This is a genomic window from Micromonospora sp. NPDC051006 (genome assembly GCF_044456245.1).
GTDB lineage: Bacteria > Actinomycetota > Actinomycetes > Mycobacteriales > Micromonosporaceae > Micromonospora.
The window spans coordinates 70,005-89,634 of record NZ_JBITFP010000026.1 but is presented as its reverse complement, the minus strand read 5'-3'; the positions used below and the strand labels follow the sequence as shown (position 1 = coordinate 89,634).

Here is a 19,630-nt window from a genome sequence, read left to right as displayed (position 1 = left end):
ACGTGCAGGAGCGGTCACCCGGACAGTCGACAAATCCAGCCAAGGACAGCAACCGTCGGTCAGGGCAAGGGTCAGACAACCGGGTGACCGCCCCTACATCCTCACTGTCAGGGCAGGGTCCACTTCTGGTTGGCCGCCCCGGCGATGCAGGTCCACAGGTGCACCGCCGTGCTGTCGGCCGAGTTGTTGCCGGAGACGTCCAGGCACTTGCCCGACTGCGGGTTGCGCAGCGTGCCGTCGGCCTGCGCCGACCAGTTCTGCGCTCCCGTGCCGTTGCACGTCCAGAGCTGGATCTTCGTGCCGTCCGCCGACCCGCTGCCGGAGACGTCGAGGCACTTGCCCAGCGCCCGCACGGTCGAGTTCGGCGTCACCGTCCAGGTCTGCGCCGCGCTGCCGCTGCAGGTGTAGATCTGGACCTGCGTGCCGTCGGCCGTGCCGGCGTTGCGCACGTCCAGGCACTTGCCCGCCAGACCCCGGATCGGCCCGGTGCCGGTGCCGCCCCCGCTCCCCTTCACCAGGGTGAAGTCGTCCACGTCGAAGAGCCCGCCGCCCGACCCGGTGAAGGTGAGGTAGAGGTTCTGCGCGCCGGACGGTACGCCGGAGAGGGTCGTGCTGACGTCGGCGAAGGTGTTCCAGCCACCGGTGTTCGGCACCGCCACCGAGCCGAGCACCGGGCCGGTGGTCGAGCCGGTACGCACCTGGATGGTGCCGCCCGGCCCGCCGGAGACGATCCGGGACCGGAACGAGGTGACCCCGGTCAGGTCGAGGCCGTTGTACGCCGCCCAGTCGCCCGGCTCGACGTAGCCGAGGGTCTGCCCGCCGTTGGCGCCGGTCTTACCGACCGCGCTGACGCCGCTGGCGGAGCTGAACGCCTCGGCCTGGACGGTGACGTTGCCGGTCGGCGGCGGGGTGGTGCCGAGTTCCTTGATCCGGATGTTGCGGAACGAGGCGTCGTCACCGGTGCCGTGGTTCTGGATGCCGATGTGCCCGGCGAGCGAGCGGACCGGGTCGGTGTTGGTGAAGTCGTTAATCTTCACACCGTTCAGGAAGAGCTGCAGCCGCTCCCCCTCGACCAGCAACTCGTAGGTGTTCCACTCCCCGGCCGGGTTCAGCGCCGCGTCGCGGGCCGCGATGTCGGCCGACTTGAAGGTGTAGACCGCGCCGGTGGTCCGGTCGACCGCGTCGGTGGGGTCGATCTGGATCTCGTAGCCGTTGTTCACCGCCGACCACGGGTCGCTCGACGGCGGGAAGCCGATGAACACCCCGGAGTTGTCGTCGCCGGCCAGTCGCCAGTCGAGCTTCAGCGAGTAGTTGGTGAACTGCTTCGCGCTGTACCAGTACAGCCCCATCCCACCGACGGAGGTGAGGGTGGCGTCGGAGTTGCTGAAGTTGCCCGGCCCGGCCTGCGACCAGCCGGTGGTCGAGCCGTTGTAGAGGGTGCTGTAGCCGGTCTCCGGTCGGCAGTCGGCCTTCGTCCGGCCGGCCGCGTAGCGGATGCCACCGAGCAGGTGGGCGCGGAACGCCGGCTCGGCGTACGACGACTGGGTGTGCCCGCCACCGGTGTAGAAGGACCGGCCGCCGCTGTAGGTCTTGCACCAGGAGTGCGGGTGGTCGGCGCCCATCCCGCCGCCCGAGTAGGACGACTCGTCGAGGGTGGCCAGCACCCGCGCGGTCGACCGGGCGTTGGTCTGGTAGTTGTACCACTCGTCGGTACGGGTCCAGGTCTGCGGCAGGTGGGCGGTCGCGGCGTGCGCCCGGTTCTCCACCTTCACGTTGGCCTGCTGGATGGCCGGGTGCGAGGCGAAGTACGCGCCGACCAGGTTGCCGTAGAAGGACCAGCCGTACTCGGTGTCGGCCGCGGCGTGCACGCCGACGTAGCCACCGCCGCCGCCGATGTACGACTCGAAGGCGGTCTGCTGGGTCGCGTTGAGCACGTCGCCGGTGGTGTTGAGGAAGACCACCGTCTCGAACCGGGCGAGATTGCTGGTGGTGAACTGGGCGGCGTCCTCGGTCGCGGTGACCGTGAAGTTGTTCGCCGCGCCGAGGTCGCGGATGGCCTGGGTGCCGACCGCGATCGAGTCGTGCCGGAAGCCGGCCGTCTTGGAGAAGACCAGCACGTCGTAGGGGGCGTCGGCGGCGCTGGCCGGGGTGGCCGGGGTGGTGCAGGCGATGACGGCGAGGACGGCGGTGGCCGCGCCGAGGACGGGTCGCAGGAGTCTGCGCATGTCGCTCTCCTAGGGTCGGTCGGGAGGGGCCACCGGTCTCGACGGTACGCCGGAACCGGCGACCCCTCCGCTCAACTCAGGTCAGGGCAGGATCCACTTCTGGTTGGCCGCGCCGGCCACGCAGGTCCACAGGTGCACCGGCGTGCTGTCGGCCGAGTTGTTGCCCGACACGTCGAGGCACTTGCCCGACTGCGGGTTGCGCAGCGTGCCGTCGGCCTGCGCCGACCAGTTCTGCGCTCCCGTGCCGTTGCACGTCCACAGCTGGATCTTCGTCCCGTCGGCCGAACCACCACCGGAGACGTCGAGGCACTTGCCCAGGGCGCGCACCGTCGAGTTCGGCGTCACCGTCCAGGCCTGCGAAGTGCTGCCGTTGCAGGTGTAGAGCTGGATCTGCGTGCCGTCGGCGGTGGCGCCGGACCGGACGTCCAGGCACTTGTTCGCCAGGCCCCGGATGGGGCCGGCGCCGCCGGTGGCGGTGCCGGTGTTCAGCGTGAAGGCGTCCACGTCGTAGAGCGCTCCGGTGCCCGACCCGGCGAAGGTCAGGTAGAGCGTGGTGGTGCCGGCGGGCGGGCTGCTGAGCGTCCCGTTCACCGTGGCGAAGGTCTCCCAGCCGCCGGTCACCGGGACGGTGGCCGAGCCGAGCACGGTGCCGGTGGCGGAGCCGGCCCGCACCTGGAGGGTGCCGCCGGCGCCGGCCGAGGAGACCCGGGCGCTGAACGACGTCACGTTGCCCAACTGGTACGGCTGGAAGGCGATCCAGTCCCCGTTGTTGATGTCACCGACGGTCTTGCCACCCTCGGCGGCGGCCTTGTCGAAGGTGTTGATGCCCGACGAGGTCTTGAAGTGCTCGGCCTGCCGGTGCCGGGGCTGCAGGGTGTGCTGGGTGTGCGTGGTCAGGCCGCCCGCGTCGGTGTACTCGGCGTCGAAGATGCCGAAGATGTTCGCCGCGTAGTCGTGCTCCCCGTCGACCGGGATGGTGATCGAGCCGGAGCACCCGTTCTGCGAGGTGATCTGGTGCCCATGCTGGTCGTGGCCGAGCACGTAGGTCATCTTGACCTTGGTGCAGTCGATCGTGCCGTCTTCCGGGTCGGTGACGGTGATGGTGAACGGCACCGTGTCGCCGAAGGAGAAGAGCTTGCCGTTGCCGGGCGCGTTGATGGTGACCGTCGGCGCGGTGTTGCCGACGCTGATAACCACGCTGGCGCTGCCGGTGGCCCCCTGCGGGTCGCGGACGGTGAGCGTGGCGGTGTACGTCCCGTTGGCGGTGTAGGTCTTCGTCGGGTTGGCCGCCGTGGAGGTGGTGCCGTCGCCGAACGCCCACGCGTAGGTCAGGGCGCCGCCCTCCGGGTCGGACGAGCCGGCCGAGGAGAACGTCACGGCCAGCGGCGCGGCGCCGGAGGTCCGGTTGGCGCTGGCCGCCGCCGTCGGCGCCCGGTTGCCGCCGCCGATGTACTCGAACCGGTAGAGCGCCGAGTTGGCGTCCCCGTTGAAGTACCCGGTGCCGTAGTCGAGCACGTAGTAGGCCCCGTCCGGACCGAACGCCGAGTCCATCACCTGCTTGCCCGTCCACGGGAAGGTGTCGATGACACCCCGGCTGCCGTCGGCGTTGACGTGGATCGGCTTGATCCAGCCCCGGCCGAACTCGGTGGCGAAGAACTGCCCGTCGAAGGACTGCGGGAACTTCACCGTCGAGGTCGAGGAGGCGTTGTACCGGTAGACCGGGCCACCCATCGGGGACTCGGAGCCGCCGCCGAACTCGGTCGGGCTGCCGGCGTCACCGCCGTACCGGATCCAGGCCGGCTTGGCGGCCGGGAGGGTGGGCAGGCCGGTGTTGCGGAACGAGTTGTTCGTCGGCCCGCCGGTGCAGTTGAACTTCGGGCCGGTGGCGTTGGCGGCGAAGTCCCACTCGTTGTACGTCTCGCTGCTGGTGTTCGTGCCGGTGCAGTACGGCCAGCCGTAGTTGCCCGGCGCGGTGACCCGGTTGAACTCGACCTGGCCGGAGGGTCCACGGGTGGCGCTGGTTGAGCCGGCGTCCGGCCCGTAGTCGCCGACGTAGACGACGCCGGTGGCCTTGTCCACGCTGATCCGGAACGGGTTGCGGAAGCCCATCGCGTAGATCTCCGGCCGGGTCCGGGCCGTGCCGGCCGGGAAGAGGTTGCCGGCCGGGATGGAGTACGTCCCGTTCGCGTTGACCTTGATCCGGAGCAGCTTGCCGCGCAGGTCGTTGCTGTTGCCGGCGCTGCGCTGGGCGTCGTAGCCGGGGTTGCGGTTGGTCCGCTCGTCGATCGGCGCGTAGCCGGCGGAGTCGAACGGGTTGGTGTCGTCTCCGGTGGAGAGGTAGAGGTTGCCGGCTGCGTCGAAGTCGATGTCGCCGCCGACGTGGCAGCAGAGTCCCCGGTCGGCCGGCACGTCGAGCACGTCGACCTTGCTGGCCTGGTTGACGGTGAAGTCCGCGTTGAGGGTGAACCGGGACAACCGGTTGACGCCCTGCCAGGCGGAGAAGTCGCTGCCGGTGGCCGGGGCGTCCCCGCCGGGGGTGGAGAGCGGCGGGGCGTAGTAGAGGAAGATGTGCCGGTTGGTGGCGAAGTTCGGGTCGACCCCGACGCCCTGCAGGCCCTCCTCGTCGTGCGTGTAGACCGGGAGCGTGCCGATCACCGAGGTGCTGCCGTTCGCGTCGGTGCGGCGCAGGGTGCCGTTGCGCGCGGTGTGCAGGACCGACCGGTCCGGCAGCACGGCCAACGACATCGGCTCGCCCATCTCGGCGACGCCGCGGGCGAGCTCGACCTGCTGGAAGTCGGTCGCGTTGATCGGATGCGCCTGCGCGGCGGTGGGGCCGCCGAGCGCGGCCGGGCCGGCGCCGAGCGCGACCGTGCCGGCCGCGGCGACCAGGACCAGCGCCGATCCGGCGGAGAACCATCGTCGGGGTCGCTGAGGTGCTTTGTCCAATGTGGACATACGAGGGCTGTCCCTTCCTGACGAGTGTCTGCCAGGGCGGGCGCGCGCCGACGCGCCGGATGCCGTAGCGGGGTTGCGGTAGGCGGCCCGGGTGCCGATCGGGCCGGCCGTGACCACCGGTCGGTGGAGCCACGTTCTCGGAGGTCACCAGTCGATGGGTTACCGCGCCGCCGGTTCACCTCGACGAAACAGTGTGGTGGTGGCCACGACATTAAGTCGTAGATGTCAATGTGTCCATACCTTCTGCCGAGCCAACCCGGACTTTCGCTGATTCGGCTAAAAGTCCCAGCCAACGTCCGGTGGACGGCGGTCGGTCAGGAGCGGCGGTCGATCGCCTGCCCCGCGAGACGGACCAGCGCGGCCCGCGTCGCGTCGTCGAGCGGCGCGCTCTCCAGGGCGGCCAGCGCCCCCTCGGTGCGCACCCGGATCATCTGCTCGATCCGCTCCCGCGCGCCGGTGGCCTCGATGATCGCGCGCAGCTCGGCCGCGCCCTCCGGGTCCAGGTCCGGGTTGCCGAACAGCTCCCGCAGCCGAGCGGTCTGCGTCCGGTCGGCGACGCTGCGGGCCAGCGCCATCATCACCGTCGGCTTGCCCTCGCGCAGGTCGTCCAGGACAGACTTGCCGGTGACCGCCGGGTCGCCGAAGACGCCCAGCACGTCGTCGCGGAGCTGGAACGCGTCGCCGAGCGGATCGCCGAACTCGGCCATCGCCTCGATCAGCTCCGGCGGTCCGCCGGCCAGCGCCGCGCCGATCTGCAACGGACGGGTGACCGTGTAGCGGGCCGCCTTCATCCGGATCACGGTCAACGCGCTGGCCACCGAGCCGTCGCCGACCCCGGAGACCAGGTCCAGGTACTCCCCGGCGATCACCTCGGTACGCATCAGGGCGAACATCGCGTACCCCCGGTGCACCTGCTCGGTGGTGAGCCCGCACTCGTGGAACATCTGGTCGGACCAGGCGGCGCAGAGGTCGCCGCAGAGCAGCGCGGTGTTGCGGCCGTACGTCTCCGGGTCGCCCCGCCAGGACGAGCGGGCGTGCAGGTCGGCGAAGAGCCGGTGCACCGACGGCTCGCCCCGGCGGCGGTCGCTGCCGTCCAGGATGTCGTCGTGGATCAGCGCGAACGCGTGGAACAGCTCCAGCGCGGCCGCGGCCACCACGATCGGGGCGCCGTCGTTGCCGCCCGCCCCCCGCCAGCCCCAGTAGCAGAAGAGCGGGCGCAGTCGTTTCCCGCCGGCCAGCACGAACCGCTGCAACGCGGTGAAGACGCCGCGCGGCGCGCCGTCCGGCCAGTCCGGGCCCTGCCGTTCGAGGAACGCGGCCAGCTCGGCGTCGAAGCGGGCGCGCAGCCCGCTCGCGTCGGTGGACGCCACGGTGAGCGTCACGACGCCTCCCTCGGCACGCCGGACGCCGTCGGGATGACGCGTACCTCCCCGGCCGGTGGTGTGCCGGCCTTCGCCAGCCCGGCCAGCTCCAGCAGGAGCCCCTTGACCTCGGTCGCCGCGATCCGGTCCCGGGACGCGGCCGGATCGGAGCAGAGCAGCACCGGGGCGTCCGCCGGGTCGGCCGGCAGCCGGCCGTGCGATCCGCGCACCGCCCGGGCCCCGGCGTCCAGCCCGACCGCGCTCATCAGGTAGCGCATGCCGAGCTTCTTGCGGGCCAGCGCCACCGCGGCCCGGCCCTTGGCGGCGACCGGGGCGGCCGGGTCGAAGAAGAGTTCGGCCGGGTCGTAGCCAGGCTTGCGGTGGATCTCGACCAGCCGGGCGAAGTCGGGAGCCATGGCGTCGTCGAGCCAGTAGTAGTAGGTGAACCAGGCGTCCGGCTCGGCCACCAGCACCAGCTCGCCGGCGCGCGGATGGTCCAACCCGTGCGCGGCCTTGCCCTCCGCGTCCAGCACCTCGGCCACTCCGGGCAGGCCCGCGCAGAGCTTCGCCACCGCCGGCACATCCGCCGGATCCTTGACGTAGACGTGCGCGACCTGGTGGTCGGCGACCGCGAACGCGCGGGACGTCCACGGGTCGAGGTACTCCATCCCAGCCTGGGTGTGCACCCGCAGCAGGCCCTCGGCGCGCAGCAGCCGGTTGACGTCGACCGGTCGGGACACGTCGGTGATGCCGTACTCCGACAACGCCACCACCGTCGCGTCCCGGGCCCGGGCGGCGTCGATCAGCGGGCCGAGCGCCTCGTCCAGCGCGGCCGCCGCCGCGGCGGCCTGGGGTGAGGAGGGACCGAAGCGTTGCAGGTCGTAGTCGAGGTGCGGGACGTAGACCAGGGTCAGGTCCGGCGCGTGGTCGGCGAGGATCTGCTCCGCGGCGCGGCAGATCCAGGCCGACGAGGGCAGCCCGGCGCCCGGCCCCCAGTAGGTGAAGAGCGGGAAGGTGCCGAGCCGCTCGGTGAGCCGGTCGTGCAGCTCCGGCGGATCGGTGTAGCAGTCCGGTTCCTTGCGCCCGTCGGCGTAGTAGACCGGACGCGGGGTGACCGTCCAGTCCACGTCCGCGCCCATCGCGTACCACCAGCAGACGTTGGCCACGGTGTAGCTGGGCTCGGCCCGCCGGGCCGCCTGCCAGAGCTTCTCCCCACCGACCAGCGCGTTGTGCTGCCGCCAGAGCAGCACCTCCCCGAGGTCCCGGAAGTACCACCCGTTGCCGACGATGCCGTGCCCGGCCGGCAGCTCCCCGGTGAGGAAGGTGGACTGCACCGAGCAGGTCACCGCGGGCAGCACGGTGCCCAGCTCGGCCCGGAACCCGCCGTCGGCGATCCCGCGCAGCCGCGGCATGTGCGCCAGCAGCCGCGGGGTCAGCCCGACCACGTCCAGCACGACCAACCGCCTGCTCATGCCGGCACTCCGCTTCGCTCCGTGCCGCCATGAGGCACTACCGCTCTGAGTCGATGATTCGCTCGCTGACGCTCGCTCATGCCGCCACCTCGCTTCGCTCGGTCCGGGTCATCGGCGCGAGGCCGAGTGTGGCCAGCTCGTCGCGGGCGAACGCCAGCTCCGCGGCGATCCCGGCGGCCAGCTCCGCGTCGGTGCGCGGGCGCCGCGCCTCGGGCAGCACCCCCCAGGTGTACGTCTCCACGTCGAGGTGGTCGCAGCCCGCGTCGGGGCCGGCGAAGAGCGCGGCCAGCGCGGCGCGCAGCACCGGCAGGGTGGAGTCCAGTGGTGGCTCGGGCGGGGCGTGCAGCGGCACGTGGTAGTGCACCCGCCACGGCCCGGGCAGCTCCGCGTCCAGGGCGGCGTCCAGGTCGTCGGCCGTGTACGCCGGATCGGCCGGGTCGGCGGCGCCCGCGCAGCCGACGGCCCGGGTCTGGTGCAGGAAGCGGGGCTCGACCCAACGGCGCAACGCGTCGGCGGAGCCGGCCGGGTCGGCCGCCTCCAGCGCGGCCGAGACCTGCACCTTCACCACCGGCAGGTCGGCCGCGCGCAGCCGGGCCAGCGCCTCGGCCGGCTCCTCCCACGCACAGGCCAGGTGCGCGAGGTCGAGGCAGACGCCGAGCCGAGTGTCCATACCGGACAGTATCGCGGCGGATTGTTTCGTGCTCTCTACCAGGCAGCCGGGCTCGGGCTCGAACCCGACCCGGATCCGCCGGCCGGTGTCCCGCTCCACGGCGGCCAGGCCGGCCGCGAGCTGGTCGAGACGGCGCCGGGCCGCGTCGGCCCGGTCGGTGTCCCAGGGCGAGCGCCAGGCCAGCGGCAGGGTGGAGATCGAACCGCGGGCCGCGTCGTCCGGCAGCAGGTCGGCCAGCACCCGGGCCAAGTCGAGGGTGTACGCCAGCCGCGACGCGGTGGTCCAGTCCGGGTGGTAGACGTCGCCCTTCACCACCGGCGCCTGGAACGCGGCGTACGGGAAGCCGTTGAGGGTGACCACTTCCAGCCCCCGGGTGGTCAGCTCCGTCCGCAGCCGGCGGCGGGCCGCCGGGTCGGCGGCCAGCTCGGCGGCGACCGGCGCGGCCAGCCAGAGCCCGAGGCCGAGCAGGTCGGCGCCGAGCGCGGCCCGGACGGGTACGGCGTAGGTGTCCAGTTGGGCCAGGATGCCGGCGAGGTCCTCGGCGGGGTGCACGTTGGTGCAGTAGCCGAGGTGGACGGTCTCGCCACCGGCGTGCCGCAGCCGCATCAGCTGCCTCCGCGCAGGATCGAGTTGCCGGCGAACGTCCCGGCCGGGCCGCCGACGTCGGCGAGGTCCAGGCCGGTCAGGTCGAGCCGTCCCGACTGACCGTAGAACTCCACCGGGTTGCGCCAGAGCACCTGGTCGACGTCGTCGTCGGTGAACCCGGCCAGCAGCATCGCCTCGGCGGTGGCCCGGGTGAGCAGCGGGTCCGAACGTCCCCAGTCGGCCGCCGAGTTGACCAGCATCCGCTCGGTCCCGTACTCCCGTAGCAGCTCGACCATCCGCGGCGGCGACATCTTGGTGTCGGGGTAGATGGAGAAGCCGAGCCAGCAGCCGGTGTCCCGGACCAGCTTGACGGTCACCTCGTTGAGGTGGTCGACCACCACCCGACCCGGTTCGATGCCGGACTCGCGGACCACGGCGAGGGTGCGCTCGACCCCCCGGGCCTTGTCCCGGTGCGGGGTGTGCACCAGCGCCGGCAGGTCGTGGGCGACGGCCATGGCCAGTTGGGCGGCGAAGGCCTCGTCCTCCTCCGGGGTCATCGAGTCGTACCCGATCTCGCCGACCGCCACCACGCCGTCCTTGTCGAGGTAGCGGGGCAGCAGGTCGAGCACCGGACGACAGCGCGGGTCGTTGGCCTCCTTCGGGTTCAGCGCCACCGTGGCGTGGTGCCGCACGCCGAACTGCCCGGCCCGGAACGGCTCCCAGCCGATCAGCGAGTCGAAGTAGTCGGTGAACGAGGCCGGGCTGGTGCGCGGTTGCCCGAGCCAGAACGCCGGCTCCACCACCGCCCGGACGCCGGCCGCGGCCATCCGCTCGTAGTCGTCGGTGGTGCGTGAGGTCATGTGGATGTGCGGGTCGAAGATGCGCATCACGCCTCCTGTGGGCTGAGCTGGTCGAGCAGGTCGGTGGCGTCCGCGGCCATGCTCCGGCCGGCGGCCTGCCGTTCGGCGGCCAGGCCGCCCAGCATCACGCCCAGTTCCCCGTCGGCGCGGGTGTCGAGGTCGGCCACGACCGACAGCGGCACCTCCATGAACACGCACTTCAGCACCGCCTGCCGCCAGGCCGCGGGGTCGAGGTGGCGGGCGTACGGGCCGAGGGCCGCGGCGACCAGCCGGGTGTCGTTGGTGCGGATCGCGTCGTGCAGCAGGGGCACCCCGGCCGCGCCGATCGGCAGCAGTGGCAGCGCCTTGAGCACCGCCCGCTTCTCGGCCGCGTCGCCGTGCCGGTAGAGCGCGTCGGCGTGGCGGGCGTGCTCGGCGGGCAGGGCGGTGAGCAGCAGGACGCGGGCCGCCTCGTCGGCGGTCCAACCGGGCAACCCGGTCAGCTCCCCCCGGCCGCAGTGCCGGCCGGCGGCGGGGAAGAACCGGTCGATCGCCGCCGGTTCCGCGGCGACCTGGCGCAGCGCCACGTCCAGCCAGTCGGGGTCCCGAACGCCCCGCAGGGCCGCTCGCAGTTGATCGGGTGTCATCCCGTCTCCTCCCTCGTGCTGGTCGGCAGGTACCGCACCGCGCCCTTTGCTCTGCTTCACTCCAGGCGACGGGCGGTGTCCGGATGGCGGACACTGGCTGTCGCCTCCGCTGAAGCAAAGCAAAGGGGACGCGCGGTGTCCTGGCCGTCGGTGTGCTGGGGCCCCGGGTCGGCGCCACCGCCTGGGTCGTCGCTGCCCGGGCGGGCCGGGCCCGCGGACCGCGCGGCGGCGCGCAGGAAATCCAGGGACCGGGCGGCCACGGCAGGCGCGGCGTGCGAGTGTCGGGGCAGCTCCACCGCGATCAGACCCCGGTAGCCGGCGTCGTCCAGCGCTCGCAGCACCGGTGGGAAGTCGATCTCGCCCTCGCCGAACTCGAGGTGCTCGTGCACGCCCCGGCGCATGTCGTCGATCTGGACGTTGACCAGGTGCTCCGCCACCTCGTGCACGCAGCGCGGCACCGGCCAGGGCTCCAGACAGCGGCAGTGTCCGATGTCGAGAGTGATGCCGAAGCAGGCCGGGTCGTCGAGCGCGGCGCGCAGCCGCCGCCAGCCGGCGATGTCCTCGACCAGCATGCCGGGCTCCGGCTCGAATCCCAGCCGCACCCCGGCCCGGTCGGCGGCGTCGACCACCGTGGCGCACCCGGCCACCAGCCGGTCCCAGGCGGTCCGTGGCGGGACCGGCTCGGGGCGTACGCCGGCCCAGAAGGAGATCGCCTCCGCGCCCAGGTCGGCGCCGATCCGCACCGCCCGGCGCAGGAACTCGACCCGCCGGGTCGGGTCGTCGTGCAGCAGCGTCGGCGCGTGCTTCTGCCAAGGGTCGAGCAGGTAGCGGGCGCCGGTCTCGATCACCACCGCCAGGCCGAGCGTCTCCAGCCGGCGCCGCACGGCGGCCACCCGGCGGACCAGCCCCGGCGGGTACGGGTCGAGATGATCGTGGTCCAGGGTGAGCGCCACCCCGACGTAGCCCAGGTCGGCGATGACGGCGAGGGCGTCGTCCAGCCGGTGGTTGGCGAACCCGTTGGTCCCGTAGCCGAAGCGCGGCGGTGCGGTCATGTCGGTGACACCCTCCGGGCGAGCCGGCGGCCGAGCGGAGCCGCCGCGGCGACCGCCAACCCGAGCAGCCCGGCGCCGCTGCGGGCGGTCAGCGCACCCTGCAACGCAGGCAGTCCGGTGATCCCGGCACCCACCGCCGCGCGCACCCGTCCGGCGCTCGGATCGGCGACCACCCGGGCCTGCGCCCGGCCGTAGCCGGCGGCGTACCAGGCGGTCAACGCCGCCGGCAGCGCGGCGGCGAGCGCCGCGCGGCGGGAACGGGGGGCCGGTGCGCGACGTTCGGTGACGTCGCCGTCGGCCGGCGGTCGGGTCGGTCGGCGCTCGGGGCGCGGGCGGGGGGCCGCAGCCGCGCTCGCGGCGACCAGGGCGGTGCCGGCGAGGGTGCCCAGCGGCAGGGTGGCGTCGGCGCCGGTGACCTCCCGGCGGGAGAGCGCCGTGACCGTCCAGGTGTGCGCGGCCACGGTCAGCGCGGCCGGCAGCGCGCGGGTCAGCCGACCACCGGCGGCGCCGAGCAGCACGTCCAGCCCCCGGCAGGCGGCCATCACCGCGGGACCGGCCGCGGTGTTCTTCGCCCGCAGGTCGTAGCCCCAGACGGCCACGGCCAGCGGCACCGCCACCGCCGTCGCGCGTCGGCCGCCGGCGGCGGCGGCCAGGCCCAGGCCGGCGGCGGTGAGACCGGCGGCGAGGCCGACCGCGGCGCCCGGGTGGACCCGGCCGCTGGGGATCGGGCGCTCCGGGCGCTCGACGGCGTCCAGGCGCCGGTCCGCCCAGTCGTTGGCGGCCATTCCGGCCCAGTACAGCAGCACCGAGGCGCCGGCCAGGGCGGGCGTACGCCGGTCGAGCACCCCGGCCGCGGCGGCGCCGGCGACCACGTCCCCGGGGACCGAGAGCGCGGCCGGCGCCCGGACCAGTTCGGCGAGGTCAGCCAGCGTGGCCATCGGCGCTCCCCCGGTCGGCGTGCAGGCGGCGGGTGAACTCCGCCAGCCGGGTCCACTGCTCGGCGAGCGAGTGGGTCGGCCCGCCGAGCGGGTCCTTGAAGAAGAAGGCCAGCTCCTCGAGGGGGCCGACGTGCCCGCCGGCGTGCGCGGCGGCGGTGAGCCGGGCCAGGTCGAGCACCAGCGGCGCGGCGAGCGCCGAGTCGCACCCGTGCCAGGTGAACTCCATGCGCATCCGGGTGCCGAGAAAGCCGGAGAAGGTGATCAGATCCCAGGCGGTCTTGAAGTCGCCCAGCTCCTCCACGAAGTCGATCCGGGTGTCGCCCTGCGGCACGTAGCCCAGCGTCTCGCCGAGCACCCGCTGCTTGCTCTCCACCTTGGCCGCGTTGGCGGCCGGATCGGCCAGGTTGGCACCGTCGCCGCCGCCGAGCAGGTTCAGCCCGGACCAGGTGTGCACGGTCAGGTTCCGCATGGCGAACATCGGGGCCAGCACCGACTTCACCAGGGTCTCGCCGGTCTTGCCGTCGTGCCCGCCGTACGGCAGCCCGCGCTCGACCGCCAGCGCGTGCAGCGCCGGCAGCCGGGCCCCGGTCGACGGGGTGAAGTCGACGTACGGGCAGCCGGCGGTCAGCGCCGCGTACGCGTAGAGCGAGCTGGCCGGCAGCACCTCGTCGGGGCTGGTCAGCGCGGCGTGCAGCGCGGCCGGATCGGCGTGCCCGGGGTGTGGTCGGACGGCCGGCTCGGTCGCCGAGACGTTGACCACGACCACCCGCTCCAGCCGGTGCCGGTCGCGGAAGTCGGTGAGGTCCCGGACGGCGGCGGCGGCCCGGTCGGCCTGCGTCGCCCCGGCCGGTGCGGGGCGCAGCTCCTGCTCCACCGCGGCGAGCTCGTCGAGCAGGGCGGCGACCAGCCGGCCCGGCAGCACCCCGGCGACGGCGAGCGTCTCAGCACGCTTGACCAGCGGCGTGGTGGCCACGTCGTGGCCACCGAAGACCAGATCACTGAAGGCGGGAAGCGCGGGACCGCGCAGCTCCGGCAGCTCGGTGACGCAACCAGCCGGACCGGTGAGGCCGGCGCGCAGCGCGAGCCCTCCGACGATGCTGGTGGTCGCGACAGAACCGCGCGCCCCCACCAGCCAGACACCCGTACGCATGGCGCCCCTTCCCGATCAGGAAGACCGTTGTGCATCGAATTATCTTGATATCAGAATTTGATTCCGAAAGATATAGAAGTGTGAGAAACATCGATGTATCGGATGGGCCCCGTCCGCCCGTCCGCCTCGGAGACGGTCCGGCGTCGAAGTCGGCGGCGACGGCGCCGGACCGGCTGCCGGTGCGGGTGCGGACGGACGGGGCTGGCAGGCAGGGTCGGGTCGGCGTCTCGACCCTGCCTCCCCCGCATCCGAGCCGTCAGGGCGATGGCGCCCCGGCCGGACGTTTCAGCAGTCGCGGTCCGTCGCGGCGCGACGGAACTGGTCGGTGACGGTCGCGCGAGCCGTTGGCGGTGCCATCTGCTCCTCCGGAACGTCGTCGGGGTGGTGGCGGCCCTCCGGTGCGGCCGGGGAATCCCGGTCCGGCCACACCGGACAGCCGTCCTGCTCGTGCACCGCCGGGCCGCGAAGCCCGGCTGCACGCCCTTCCGGGATAGACCTCGTCCCGAGCCGCGGGGCGCAACCGCGGCCGGTCCCTCGCCGGTCGTTCCCGGAAAGCTGATCGGGCGGTGGCGGCGGGATCACCGCCACCGCGGATGGGTCGGGGGTGGTGGCCCGGCCGGACTCCCCGCCCGGCCGGGCCGTGGTTCAGACCGCGACCGCGGTCAGCGCCGGCTCCACCTCGGTCCAGGAGGAGCCCTCCTCCGCCGAGCGGGTCACCGCGTCCAGCACCAGCTGGACCTGCAACGCGTCGGCGAAGGACGGAGCCGGGTCGACCCCGGTGGCGATCGCCTCGATGAAGTCGCGCATCTGGTGGGTGAAGGAGTGCTCGTAGCCGATGATGTGGCCCGGCGGCCACCAGGCCGACATGTACGGGTGCTCACCCTCGGTCACCAGGATGCGGCTGAAGCCCTGCTCGGTGCTGGGCAGCGTCGCGTCGTAGAACTCCAGCTCGTTGAGGCGTTCCAGGTCGAACACCAGGCTGCCCAGCGAGCCGTTGATCTCCACACGCAGGGCGTTCTTGCGCCCGGTGGCGAACCGGCTCGCCTCGTACGTGCCCAGCGCGCCACCGTCGAGCCGGGCCACGAAGGCCGCGGCGTCGTCGACGGTGACCTGACCGGTGGCCGGGCCGTGGCCGTCAGCGGCAGCCAGCCCGTCACCGTTGCCGTCGAGGGTGGCGGCGAGCCCGCTGGACTCCGCCGGCAGCGGACGCTCCTTGACGAACGTCTCGGTCACCGCGCTCACTCCGGTGATCCGCTGGCCGGTCACGAACTGGGTCAGGTCGATGATGTGCGCTCCGATGTCGCCGAGCGCGCCGGAGCCCGCCCTGTCCTTCTGCAACCGCCAGACCAGCGGGAACTGCGGGTCCACGATCCAGTCCTGCAGATACGTCGCGCGGACGTGCCGGATCACCCCGAGCCGTCCGTCGGCGACCAGCTGGCGCATCATCGTGACCGCGGGCACCCGGCGGTAGTTGAACCCGCACATCGACCGCACCCCGGCGGCCTGGGCGGTGGCCGCCGCGGCGGCCATCGCCCTGGCCTCCTGCACCGTGTTGGCCAGCGGTTTCTCGCACAGTACGTGCTTACCGGCGGCCAACGCGGCGAGCGCGATCTCGGCGTGGCTGTCCCCCGGGGTGCAGACGTCGACCACGTCGATGTCGTCCCGGCTGATCAGGTCACGCCAGTCGGTGGTGTACGCCTCCCAGCCGAGCCGGTCGGCGGCGTCGGCCACCTTTCCGGTGTCCCGGCCGCAGATGAGCGCCATCCGGGCCCGCGCCGGCAGGTCGTACACCCGGTTCACGGTGCGCCACGCCTGTGAGTGCGCGGCGCCCATGAACGCGTAGCCGACCAGACCGACCCGCAGGTCTCTGTCTCTCGTGGACAAGGTGGGTCTCCCCCCGTGTGTCAGAACCCGAGCTTCTCGTAGTTGCTCGCGTTCTCCTTGGTGATCGTCTCGGAGGCGAGGGTCACTTCCTTGGGCACCTGCAGCTCCGTGAGGTCCCCCATGCCCCGGCCCTGCGCGATGAGCCGGGCGAGGGAGATCGCCGACGAGGCCATCGACGGGTTGTAGGTGACCGTCGCCTTGAGCACCGAGTTGTCGGCCTTGATGGCGTCGATCGCGAGCTTCGCGCCCGCGCCGCCGACCATGAAGAACTCGGAGCGGTTGGCCTGCTTGATGGCGGCGAGCACGCCGATGCCCTGGTCGTCGTCGTGGTTCCAGATCGCGTCGATCTTGGGCAGCGCCTGGAGCAGCTGGGCCGCCTCGCGCTGGCCGCTGTCCGAGGTGAACTCGGCCGAGCGACGGTTGGACACCTTGAACCCGTAGGTCGCCAGGGCCGCCGCGAAGCCGGCGCTGCGCTCGACGGTCAGCGGGATCTCCAGGCCGGCGATCTCACCGATCACCGGGTTGGTGACGCCCTTGTCCTTCAGCTGCTTGCCGATGAAGTGCCCGGCCGAGACGCCCATGCCGTAGTTGTCGCCCTTGATGACCAGCCGGGAGGCCAGCGCGTCGGGGAACACCCGGTCGAGGTTGACGATCGGGATACCCGCCTGCATCGCCTGGAGGGCAACCGCGTTGACCTCCTTGCCGTCGTGCGGCAGCACGACGATGATGTCCGGCTTCTGGGCGATCAGCGTGCCCAGCGTGGAGCGCTGCGCCTCGGAGGTCGTGCCGCCGTCGACCTCCTTGAGCTCGACGTCCGAGTAGGCGGCGGCCTGCGCCTTGGCGTTGGCGTGGATCGCGCCCATCCAGCCGTGGTCGGCGGCGGGGGCGGAGAAGCCGATGACCACCTTCTTGCCGGGAGCGTTGTTGCCGGCGCCGTCTCCGGCGGCCTTGGTCTGGGTGCTGGCCGCCGGGGTCTCGTTGCTGGTGCAGGCGGTGAGCAGGGTGGCGGCACCGACGGCGGCACCGCCGAACAGCAACCGACGACGCGACAGGTCGCGACTGTGCTGGGTCATGACGACCTCCTGGGAGCGGGTTTCAGTTGGTGAGGGTGTGCGAGGTCCGGCCACTGTCGAAGATCTCGACGTCGCCAGGGACAACGTGCGGTGCGTCAGGTTGTGGTGGTGAGCCTGTTCCGCGCGAGGAGCCGAGTGAAGGACTTGAACTGGAACTGCTGGACCAGGACGGCGGCGACGATAATGCCGCCCTTGACCATGTTCTGCGCCTCGATGGAGAGGCCGTTGATGGCGAAGAGGTTCGTGATGGTGGCGAAGATGATCACGCCGAGCAGCGAGCCGACGATCGTGCCGCGCCCGCCGCTGAGCAGGGTTCCGCCGATGATCGCGGCGGCGATCGCGTCCAGCTCGTAGAGGTTGGCCATGGCCGCCTGGGCCGAGGTGGCCTGCGAGGTGAGCATGATGGCGGCGATGCCGCAGCAGAGACCGGAGAGCGCGTAGAGCAGCATGGTGTGCCGGCGGACGTTGATGCCGGCCAGCCGCGCCGCCTCCGGGTTGCCGCCGACGGCGATGGTCCGCCGACCGAAGGTCGTCCGGTTGAGCAGGATCCACCCGGCCACCACGACCGCGGCGAGGATGTAGACCAGGATCGGAATCCCGAGCACCTTGCGCGCCGCGATGTCGTTGATGAAGGTGCTGCTCGACACCTGGGTCTGCTTGTTCGAGATCGACGCCGCGAGCCCGCGGGCGGCCACCAGCATCGCGAGCGTCGCGATGAAGGGCACCAGCCGCCCGTACGAGATCAGCACGCCGTTGACGAGACCGACGCAGATGCCCACCACGATGGCCGCGAAGATCATGCCGCCGGCGCCGTAGCTCTGGGTGGCCACCGTGGTGCACCAGACCCCGGCCAGCGCCACGATCGCGCCGACCGAGAGGTCGATCCCGCCGCCGATGATCACGAAGGTCATGCCGACCGTGACCACGCCGACGACGGAGGCGAGCTGCAGGATCGCCAGGATGTTGTTCCAGACCCAGGTCGGATCGTCGTAGAGGTCGGGTTTGGTGATCGCCCCTACCGCGATGAGCGCGACCAGCACCCCGATCAGACCGAGGTTGCGCTTGGCCCCGTCGCCGCCATCACCCCGCCACCAGGAGAGCCGATTGCCGGTCGGGGCCGCCTTCTCGCCGGCCGCCGCCGTCTCCGCCGGATCCACCGGCGGCGACTGCGCCGGCAGCTGAGCTGCCCGCTCCGGCGTCGCGGTGGGAGTCACGTCACTCATGCCGGTGCGCCTTCCATCAGGGACCCCGCCATGACGAGGTCGAGCACGGTGTTCTCGTCGAGTTCGCCGGCCGGGGCCTCGCGGACGACCCGCCCCTCCCGCATCACCAGCACCCGGTCGGCCAGGCCGAGCACCTCGGGTACCTCGCTGGAGACCAGCAGCACCCCGACGCCCTGGGCGGCCAGCGCCCGGATGACCTGGTACAGCTCCGCCCGGGCGCCGATGTCCACGCCCCGGGTCGGCTCGTCGAGCAGAAGGAGCTTGGTGTCGCCGAGCAGCCAGCGCCCGACCACCACCTTCTGCTGGTTGCCACCGGACAGGGTGCGCACCGGCCGCCGGACGTCGCGCGGTCGCAGCTCCAGGCTCTCGGCGATCCGGTCCGCCTCGGCCCGCTCGGCGCCCGCGTCGGTGAAGCCGAGCCGGGCGTAGCGGCCGAAGGTGGCCAGGGTGACGTTGCGGTAGATCGGCTCACCGAGCAGCAGCGCCTGGCTCTTGCGCTCCTCCGGCGCCATGCCCATCCCGGCCCGTACCGCCGCGCCGACACTGCCGGCCCGCAGCGCCTTGCCGGCCATCCGAACCGTGCCGGCCTCGGCCCGGCGGGCGCCGTAGATCGTTTCCAGCAGCTCGGAGCGGCCGGAGCCGACCAGGCCGGCGATGCCCACGATCTCACCGGCCCGCACGCTGAGCGACACGTCGGCGAACTCGCCCGGCCGGGTCAGCCCCTCGACCTCGAGCAGCTCGGCGCCGGCCGCGGCTTGCGCCGGGCGCTCCGGGAAGACGTACTCGATGGTCCGGCCGGTCATCCGACTGACCAGGTCGCGGGTCGGGGTCTCGCGGGCCGGCAGGTTCGCCGCGGTGGTCCGGCCATCCTTCAGCACGGTGACCCGGTCGCCGATCTCGCGGATCTCCTCCAGCCGGTGGGAGATGTAGATGACGGCGATGCCCTGCGCGGTCAGCTCCCGGATGATCCGGAACAGGTTGCCGACCTCGTCGTGGGCCAGCACGGCGCTCGGCTCGTCCATGATGATCAGGCGTGCCTCGTGCGACAGCGCGCGGGCCATACTGACGATCTGCTTACCGGCCGCCGGCAGCGCCCGGACCATCCGCCCCGGCGGGATCTCGGCGTGGCCGAGCCGGCCGAGGATCTGCCGGGTCCGCCGGGCCATGTGCCCGCGGCGGACGAAGCCCAGCCGGCGCGGCTCGTGGCCGAGGAAGGCGTTCTCCCCCACCGAGAGGTCCTCGACCAGGTCCAGCTCCTGGTAGATCGTGGCGATGCCGGCACGCATGGCGGCCTGCGGGTTCGCGAAGGTGACCGGCTCGCCCCGCCACTCGACCTGGCCGGAGTCCGGCAGGTGCACCCCGGCCAGCACCTTGATCAGGGTGGACTTGCCGGCGCCGTTCTGGCCGAGCAGGCAGTGCACCTCGCCGGCGCGGACCTCCAGCTGCACCCCGTCGAGAGCGCGGACGCCCGGGAAGGTCTTGACCACGTCGGTGAGGCGGAGCACCACCTCACCCGCGACGGTGTCGGCCGGGGCCTCGACCAGCGGGGCGTCGGG

General features: G+C 72.6%; 14 protein-coding genes. All 14 read right to left on the bottom strand.

Annotated features, from left to right (window positions below; translation table 11 throughout):
- Positions 1-107: 107 nt before the first annotated feature.
- On the bottom strand, positions 108-2,225 hold the full coding sequence (locus tag ACIBBA_RS28880) for a ThuA domain-containing protein (protein ID WP_396701327.1): 2,118 nt from the start codon (positions 2,223-2,225) through the stop codon (positions 108-110).
- 81 nt (positions 2,226-2,306) lie between these two features.
- Entirely contained in the window at positions 2,307-5,171 is a 2,865-nt protein-coding gene (locus tag ACIBBA_RS28875) for a ricin-type beta-trefoil lectin domain protein (RefSeq protein ID WP_396701325.1), read from the bottom strand.
- 323 nt (positions 5,172-5,494) lie between these two features.
- Entirely contained in the window at positions 5,495-6,562 is a 1,068-nt protein-coding gene (locus tag ACIBBA_RS28870) for a polyprenyl synthetase family protein (protein ID WP_396701324.1), read from the bottom strand.
- Positions 6,559-8,013, bottom strand: coding sequence for an alkaline phosphatase family protein (locus ACIBBA_RS28865; RefSeq protein ID WP_396701322.1), 1,455 nt, complete (start codon positions 8,011-8,013; stop codon positions 6,559-6,561). Before ACIBBA_RS28865 ends, ACIBBA_RS28870 begins: the two co-directional genes overlap by 4 nt.
- 76 nt (positions 8,014-8,089) lie before the next feature.
- On the bottom strand, positions 8,090-9,289 hold the full coding sequence (gene eboE / locus ACIBBA_RS28860; protein WP_396701320.1) for a metabolite traffic protein EboE: 1,200 nt from the start codon (positions 9,287-9,289) through the stop codon (positions 8,090-8,092).
- Complete coding sequence (locus ACIBBA_RS28855) at positions 9,289-10,155, bottom strand: TatD family hydrolase (RefSeq protein ID WP_350874067.1); 867 nt, start codon at positions 10,153-10,155, stop codon at positions 9,289-9,291. Before ACIBBA_RS28855 ends, eboE begins: the two co-directional genes overlap by 1 nt.
- Complete coding sequence (locus ACIBBA_RS28850) at positions 10,155-10,754, bottom strand: EboA domain-containing protein (protein WP_396701318.1); 600 nt, start codon at positions 10,752-10,754, stop codon at positions 10,155-10,157. Before ACIBBA_RS28850 ends, ACIBBA_RS28855 begins: the two co-directional genes overlap by 1 nt.
- A gap of 56 nt (positions 10,755-10,810) precedes the next feature.
- Entirely contained in the window at positions 10,811-11,806 is a 996-nt protein-coding gene (locus ACIBBA_RS28845) for a sugar phosphate isomerase/epimerase family protein (RefSeq protein ID WP_396701316.1), read from the bottom strand.
- Complete coding sequence (locus ACIBBA_RS28840; RefSeq protein WP_396701314.1) at positions 11,803-12,744, bottom strand: SCO3242 family prenyltransferase; 942 nt, start codon at positions 12,742-12,744, stop codon at positions 11,803-11,805. The genes ACIBBA_RS28845 and ACIBBA_RS28840 overlap by 4 nt, the downstream gene beginning before the upstream one ends.
- Positions 12,728-13,894 (bottom strand): inositol-3-phosphate synthase, encoded by a 1,167-nt coding sequence (locus ACIBBA_RS28835; protein WP_396701312.1) that lies wholly within the window; start codon positions 13,892-13,894, stop codon positions 12,728-12,730. The genes ACIBBA_RS28840 and ACIBBA_RS28835 overlap by 17 nt, the downstream gene beginning before the upstream one ends.
- Positions 13,895-14,539: 645 nt before the next feature.
- A complete protein-coding gene (locus tag ACIBBA_RS28830; RefSeq protein ID WP_350874062.1) occupies positions 14,540-15,778 on the bottom strand; it encodes a Gfo/Idh/MocA family oxidoreductase in 1,239 nt (412 codons plus the stop codon).
- 20 nt (positions 15,779-15,798) lie between these two features.
- On the bottom strand, positions 15,799-16,851 hold the full coding sequence (locus ACIBBA_RS28825) for a substrate-binding domain-containing protein (RefSeq protein WP_350874061.1): 1,053 nt from the start codon (positions 16,849-16,851) through the stop codon (positions 15,799-15,801).
- A 95-nt stretch (positions 16,852-16,946) separates the two neighbouring features.
- Entirely contained in the window at positions 16,947-18,074 is a 1,128-nt protein-coding gene (locus ACIBBA_RS28820) for an ABC transporter permease (protein ID WP_357049460.1), read from the bottom strand.
- Complete coding sequence (locus ACIBBA_RS28815) at positions 18,071-19,582, bottom strand: sugar ABC transporter ATP-binding protein (protein ID WP_350874217.1); 1,512 nt, start codon at positions 19,580-19,582, stop codon at positions 18,071-18,073. The genes ACIBBA_RS28820 and ACIBBA_RS28815 overlap by 4 nt, the downstream gene beginning before the upstream one ends.
- Positions 19,583-19,630 lie beyond the last annotated feature (48 nt).